This window comes from Plebeiibacterium sediminum (assembly GCF_026013605.1).
Lineage (GTDB): Bacteria > Bacteroidota > Bacteroidia > Bacteroidales > Marinilabiliaceae > Saccharicrinis > Saccharicrinis sediminus.
Genome location: NZ_JAPDPJ010000122.1, coordinates 1 through 7,025, shown reverse-complemented (window position 1 = coordinate 7,025; position 7,025 = coordinate 1). Strand labels below are relative to the sequence as shown.

The 7,025-nt window shown below is 31.4% G+C and carries 8 protein-coding genes; 7 read left to right on the top strand and 1 reads right to left on the bottom strand.

From position 1 onward, the window contains the following. Nucleotides 1-160: 160 nt before the first annotated feature. Nucleotides 161-358, bottom strand: coding sequence for a hypothetical protein (locus tag OM075_RS23900; protein ID WP_301193080.1), 198 nt, complete (start codon nucleotides 356-358; stop codon nucleotides 161-163). Nucleotides 359-613: 255 nt separating this feature from the next. Between OM075_RS23900 and OM075_RS23895 the strand changes: the two genes are divergently transcribed. The 7 genes from OM075_RS23895 (at nucleotide 614) to OM075_RS23865 (ending at nucleotide 6,826) form a co-directional block, all read left to right on the top strand. Beyond that, nucleotides 614-1,534 (top strand): hypothetical protein, encoded by a 921-nt coding sequence (locus OM075_RS23895; protein ID WP_301193079.1) that lies wholly within the window; start codon nucleotides 614-616, stop codon nucleotides 1,532-1,534. A gap of 144 nt (nucleotides 1,535-1,678) precedes the next feature. Further along, nucleotides 1,679-2,209, top strand: a complete 531-nt coding sequence (locus OM075_RS23890) for a hypothetical protein (protein ID WP_301193078.1) — start codon at nucleotides 1,679-1,681, stop codon at nucleotides 2,207-2,209. 214 nt (nucleotides 2,210-2,423) lie between these two features. After that, a complete protein-coding gene (locus tag OM075_RS23885) occupies nucleotides 2,424-3,008 on the top strand; it encodes a hypothetical protein (protein ID WP_301193077.1) in 585 nt (194 codons plus the stop codon). Between the two features lie 201 nt (nucleotides 3,009-3,209). Further along, on the top strand, nucleotides 3,210-4,016 hold the full coding sequence (locus tag OM075_RS23880; protein WP_301193076.1) for an energy transducer TonB: 807 nt from the start codon (nucleotides 3,210-3,212) through the stop codon (nucleotides 4,014-4,016). 159 nt (nucleotides 4,017-4,175) lie between these two features. Next, complete coding sequence (locus tag OM075_RS23875) at nucleotides 4,176-4,718, top strand: hypothetical protein (RefSeq protein ID WP_301193075.1); 543 nt, start codon at nucleotides 4,176-4,178, stop codon at nucleotides 4,716-4,718. Between the two features lie 171 nt (nucleotides 4,719-4,889). Then, complete coding sequence (locus tag OM075_RS23870; protein ID WP_301193074.1) at nucleotides 4,890-6,329, top strand: M20/M25/M40 family metallo-hydrolase; 1,440 nt, start codon at nucleotides 4,890-4,892, stop codon at nucleotides 6,327-6,329. 17 nt (nucleotides 6,330-6,346) lie between these two features. Beyond that, on the top strand, nucleotides 6,347-6,826 hold the full coding sequence (locus OM075_RS23865) for a C-GCAxxG-C-C family protein (RefSeq protein ID WP_301193073.1): 480 nt from the start codon (nucleotides 6,347-6,349) through the stop codon (nucleotides 6,824-6,826). Nucleotides 6,827-7,025: the final 199 nt, after the last annotated feature.

Sequence of the window (7,025 nt, the reverse complement as noted above, 5' to 3'; positions counted from 1 at the left end):
GAATCTTTACTTGGCCTTCAAAGCTTTTGATATTGATTTCAAAAAAGAAATGAACATATAAACAAACTCTGACACAGAATTTTGAACATACCCTAGAAAAACCCCTTAAACTGGTTATTGTTTCCATGTAAATCTTTATCCGGCCAATGTAAATGTTTACTCAGGCAATGTAAACTGTCATTGAGTCAGTGTAATATGTCATTGATTCAGTGTAAACTGTCATTGAGGCAGTGCGACCTGACATTGATTCAGGTCCGAAACGCTTTGTAAGCGATGCGAAGTGCTTTGCAACACATGAAACTGTCATTGAGGCAGTGTGACCTGACAATGATTCAGGTCCGAAGCGCTTTGTAAGCATTACGGAGCTTATTGTAAGAAATGTGATGTTTGTTCAGCTTAAATTAATATTGTTTTTACGTGTTAAATGCAAATCATATTGCAATAATAATTTAAATATCCGTTATGTAATATGATTCTTTAGTATATTAACTACTTTAGCAAACTGTTTACCCAAATACAAGGGTGATCTAAACAACTGTTTACAATGGTTCCTGAAAGTTAGGCTTCATTAACACGTAAACGCAACCATAGAAATATAAAGGAAAAGTAATAAATGATGAGAAGAGTACAGATTTTACTATTGACAATTTTATTGAGTGTTAATGCATTTAGTCAGATAAATATGGCTGACTCAACGGCGCAGGTAATTGGATACTGGGATATGAATGAAAAACAAACATATATTATTACCCAAGAGAAATTTAAAATTAATGAAACCGATACAACCTCACGAGAATTTTATAAATATGAAGTTGATATGACAATTGTGGATTCAACAGCTAATTCATATGTAATTGATTGGTTTTATCATGACTATGATATTCATTCCGACAAAGAATTGATACAAAAGCTTTCTTCATTAACTGAAGATATGACTGTAAGAATTAGAACCGACGAATTTGGAGCATTTCAAGAAGTAATTAATTGGAAAGAAGTGAGAGATTACATTTTGAAAGCAACCAAAATGCTGAAAAAAGAAACTAAAGGCATTCCGAACATGGATAAGTTTATTCAACAATTTGAAGGAATGTATAGTACAAAGCAATCAATTGAACTTGGTGCTGTTAATGAAATGCAGCAGTATTATACTTTCCACGGAGGAAAGTATGAACTTGGTGAAGAATACAAGGCTGATATGCAGGCAGCTAATTTATATGGTGGTAACCCATTTGATATGAAAGTAACGGTTTGGCTTGATGAGTTAAATCCGGATGATAACAATTTTATAATTCGAATGCAGAAATCAATAGATTCAGAGCAATTGACCAATGCTACATTTGATTATTTGGTGAATATGGCCGAGACTATGAAAACTGCTGTTCCTAAAAGAGAGGATATTCCTCCATTAATAAATGATACCTGGACTGCATCCAGGATTCATGGTTCAGGTTGGATTATTTATTCTGTTGAGACCAAAGAGGTAACAGCTGAAGGAACTACAAATGTAGAGGAAAGAATAATAGAGATAAAATAATGCGTATTGCAATATATATGTATTAGGTCTTGTAAATTGAAAAATTAAAGATCATAACCGTTTTAAAATTTAATGGGTTTATTAGTGATGAATTATTGATTTGTCTTTAATTGTAAATGCTTCTTCTAATGCAAAATAAAAACTATGAATAAAAAACATCTTTCAACAACTGAGTGGCTCACAATTATTGGATTCTCATCCGTATGTTTGAGTATTATATTATTTATGTTTGTTTTTATACCAGAATCGGTACTATATGCCAAAGAGGGAATATTAAGATGGTTACCGATTATTTTAATTTTTGGAGGAATCCCTATTTCTATTTATAAGGTTGTAAGCATTTTTCATGCTCAAGCTGCTAAAGCTCTGGCGTTTGGTTCAATATTAATAATTGGACCTTTATTTGGATTTCAGAGTGGGAAAAACGAAAAAATTGCTCTGGATAAAGATGGCGTAATTACTACCGGATATATTTCAAAGAAATGGTATTCTACGGTAAATAAGAAAAATGAGTGGTTGGTAAAGACCAAGTTTAAAGTGGATAGTGTTTGGTATGAATCATTCACACAAACCGATAAAGAGAATATATATGAAGAGAATCAAGAAGTTGAAATTATCTATTCAAAAAGAAATCCTGAATTGAATCAAATTTATGCTCTTTTTATTAATGAATAGTTAAAAGCTGTAAATATCAATCAGGAAGTCTGTTCTTTTGGTAAATTCGATGAAACTATTGCATTAGCCAAAGTAAATAATAAATTTTTAACTAAAACATAAGTGTCTGGTAAGCAGGAATTGTTAAGTTTAGCTTTTTAAATCAGCCTGTGATTCTTTATTTGAAAACTCGTGAGGAATTAGACAGAATAAAGCATACATGAAAATTTATAGAATGAAAAATATTTATTTTATAATACTTACAACTCTGATTTTGATGTCATCTGTAAAGATGCATGGTCAATCTGACAAATTTAACACTGCAATACTTGAAATAATTAAAGGTTTTCATTCTAAAGATTCTGATAAAATAAATGAATACATTCATCCGGATTATGGATTAATTGTATTACTTCGACGTGGAGCAATGGATGAATTTAAAAAAACGGATAAAATTAATTTTAATAAACCTATACCTGAATATCTGCCTTATTTTCCGTTTAAAATTGATTTAAAAATACAATTTCAAGAATTACCAACATTTGATTGTGATTCCGGAAAGTGGAATAAAGTTGGACTATATTGCGATACAACAAGAATAGATAATTTATTATCAACAACAGCCATAAACCTAACTAAATACAGAGAAGAAAATATTCCTTTTGAAACAATTAGTAAATTTAAAACTATTGAAAATAAAAGTCGCAGAATTGTACTTATTGACGATGAAGAAGGAGAATTGGTTTTTTATATAACTTTGATTAATAATAAATGGTACTTGACAATTCTTGATAGAATATCAAGTGATTGTAGTGCTTGAAATTTAAACAAACGCCATACTGCACGAGATAAATCCAAAGGAGGAATAGTATAGTTGTTGGTAACGTGATTTGTTCTTCATGATTTTGTTCAGTCAACCACAAATTTAACTTCAACTAAAAAACAGCATTAATACTAAAATGGAAATGTTCTAGGAAATTGTTAATTGACAGAATCGGCCTATTACTTATATTCGCAATCTATGAAGCAAACCCTTTACATATTATTACTGTTTTTTTCTATAGAAGCCTATTCGCAGGATAAATCAGTTGTAGTTAACTTTTCTCCTGCGTTCATTTATAATAGCTCTTTAAAAATTAATGTTGACAGTATTGAATTTGCAATAGAGGAATTGAATTTTAAGGAAAAAGAAGCTATTAAAGAAATTGACTATAGGCAGATAGTGCAGTTTTTTGAAAAGCATAAATTTGACTCTCAAAAAGATGAAGTATTCGGAGAAGATGGTGTAATTGTAAATGGTTTTCTAACAGGTATCGATTCTATTAATGAATTTCAATTTTGGTCACCAAATGAAAATACCTGGAATTGTAATTTAAGTCACTTATTAATAACCATATCTGAGAAATCTTTTGTTAATGATACTACGTTGCACTATTTAGCTTGTTTAAGTGAATATTTTCCATTTTACACCAAGAAGGCTTGCTTAGATTGTGAAGTTTTTAGTACAGAAACGTACTTTATGTGTGATACAATGCCAGAGTTTCCTAATGGTATTATTGGATTAAAAGAATATCTGAAAGTATCTTTACAAAACAGTAGTGTATTGCAGAACTATATGGAGGAAACAACGTTTTATGTTTCATTTGTAGTTTTAAAAAGTGGAAAATTAACCAAAATTAAAATGGCAAATAAATCGAATGTTAATCCCCAAATTGCAAATGAGATAATTAAAATAGTTGAATTAATGCCAAGATGGAAACCTGGCATGTTGAATGGAAAATTGATTGATATACAAATTATGATTCCAATAAAGTTAAACACAGAGTAATAAGAGCTAATAAAGTATAAAAGTAATAGCAAAGATAATTGTATATTGCTTTGCATTTGCTCGATTAGGTTATCGTATAACTTAATAGGAAATTGTAACGAGTTGACTACGATTTTTAACTCCACTGTTAAAATAGCCAGAAACTATAGATGATTGTACATGGTTCAACGTATATTAAATATAACTACTGACAAACTAATCGGAATCCTGTTTATTCCATGGATTTTATTAATAATTATTCCATTAACTCCTTCATATAAACAGCTATTTGATTCAATGGATGTTGTACTACTCATCTTATGGATCCAATTAGGAATGCTATTTATAGCTTCATATTCGATACTAATTTTTCTCAATAACACAGTTATTGATAGTCAGACAAATTCTAAGGTATTTATAGTTCATTCTATTGTAAACTACCTACTTTGTACTTTATGGTTTGGACTGGCAATTTTTTCCTCTGCAAACAGTTTTCCATACCATTTCGCTCCATTATTAATTCTTGTACTGATCATTTCTGAATTAATGCGATTAAGAGTGATAGCAAAACTATTAGTATCAATTGAACAGAATAAAGCAGCCACATTTAAAGACTATTTTTTAACATTAATATTACTATCCGGTTTATTTGGAGTATGGAATATCCATCAAAGATTAAAATCAATATATAAAAGAAAAACAACAGCAGCCAATAATACCTAATTATATAAGAACACACTATTTTTAGATTTTCTGTAGAACCAGATATTAACTTCATACCATTGATTGTAAATTTGATTTAACCAAAGTATCTAATTAATCCTAATAAATCCTATCTTCATGCTTGAATATTAAGCTGTAAATCCACGCAAAAAACCCTAAACGTATTCCATAATGAAAGCAAAATATTATATCGCTCTTGTTGGTCTGTTATTTACAACTTCACTACTTAAGGCACAAAACAGTGTAGATACTTTCGCAAAAGCGATCAAAGCAAAACGGTTAAAGGAGCATGTATATATTCTGGCTTCCGATTCATGCGAAGGTCGTAACATAGGCACTGTAGGAATTGAAAGAGCTCGCAATTATATAGTCAGTCAATGGGAGACAAGCGCTGTGATTAAACCTTATTTTGCAGATACATGGTTGCAACCTTTCCCTTTGGTTACTTATAGTGATAGAATAACTGAATTACAAGCCGGAGATTTAAAGTTCACCCATTTTGAAGATTATATGTATACAGGGGAGTATGATAATTTCAGTAAAGATCTACCTATTGTATTTGCCGGTTACGGAAGGGATGAAGATTTAAAAAAAATTGATGTAAAAGGAAAAGCCGTTTTTACATTAAGTAATAACCTGCGGGTTGCAATGAAAAATGCTAAAAAGGCTCTTGAGTATGGAGCAGAACTATCAATTATTGCTAATCCTGAAAACACCAATCAGTTTGAATCTATTTCACGACAGTATAAAGATTTTCAAAAATATAAGCGATACAAGGCACCAACAGATACTGCTATCCGTAGACTTAATATAAGGGGACTGGAATACCGGTATGTTGCAATAAGTTCACAGACGGTGAAAGAACTCACAAACCAAAGTATATCGCATTGGAAAAATAAACGTGTTGAAGAGAATGATACTATAGGTTCTGTAAAGCTAGCTGTTAAATCTGTAACAACAGATACAATTATTGAAAATAATGTTGTAGCATTTATTCCGGGTATTCATAATGATGAATCCATTGTTATTGGAGCACACTACGATCATCTGGGTGTGATGGACGATGAAGTGTATCATGGGGCTGATGATAATGCATCCGGAGTAGCTGCGTTAATTGAGCTTGCTTCAATATTTTCGCAAGCGTATAATGATGGCTATGTACCTCAGAAGAATATTATTTTTATTGCATTCTCAGGCGAAGAGGGGGGACTATGGGGATCTAAGTATTTTGCAGATCACCTCAAAAATAAAGAACACATTAAACTTATGATGAATATTGATATGATAGGAAGGGCTGATACAGATCATTCGGATAATTCCAGTTATTTCTATTTTATCAGTAATTTTTTGGCTGATTCGTTACTTACTCAAAATAAGCAGCTATGCAAAAAGTATAATCTAACACCAGATTATTCGTCGACAATTGATGCCTCCGATCATAAATCATTTACCGATATTGGTGTTCCTAATATTTTTTATTTTGATGGAATAAATCCCGACCTGCATAAACCAACAGATACGCCAAATAAGGTGGATTACAAAAGAATGGAGAAAATAACCCGAATGATTTTTGAAACGATTTGGGAGAATGCACTTGTAAGTGAAAAATAACAGAAACCTATATACAGATGACCCATATATTAGATTACACCATACTTAGTGAAAAAGCCATAGAAAAGTTTTGGACGGACTATAATTGTGCCCAATCGGTACTTTTTGCTTATTCAGATTATTTGCCAATAGATACCAATACATCATTAAGTGTTTCATGTGGTTTTGGTGGCGGAATGGGGCGCCTGCAAGAAACCTGCGGAGCCGTGTCTGCTGCGTATATGGTATTTGGATTGTTAAGCGAATCAGCAACTAATGATAATAGGGAACATATAGAAGACACCTATTCTATGATTCAAAAGTTCCACAATCTTTTTATTCAAAATCAAGGCACATCTAATTGTAAAGAATTATTGAATTGTGACTTAAACACCGAAGAAGGTCAAAACTATTTTAAGTCTAACAACCTGAAAAAAACTATTTGTGAAAGCTGTATCAAAGCATCTATTAAACTGATTCATCAGGTTATCACAGAAAGAGACAACGCCCCACATTAGGATGTGATAAATTACCGTTATAAAATATTTTTATATAAATATTAACTACATTAGGCTGTCAGTAAACGAAATGCTAAGGAGAAATAAACGCAAATGAAAGACAGATGGCTATTTCGGAGTGACCATGCCAGTATTATCGGTCAAAACATGCCACTTTGAAAGATGTTACAATAATACAAAAAAATTAGTTTTCACTTTT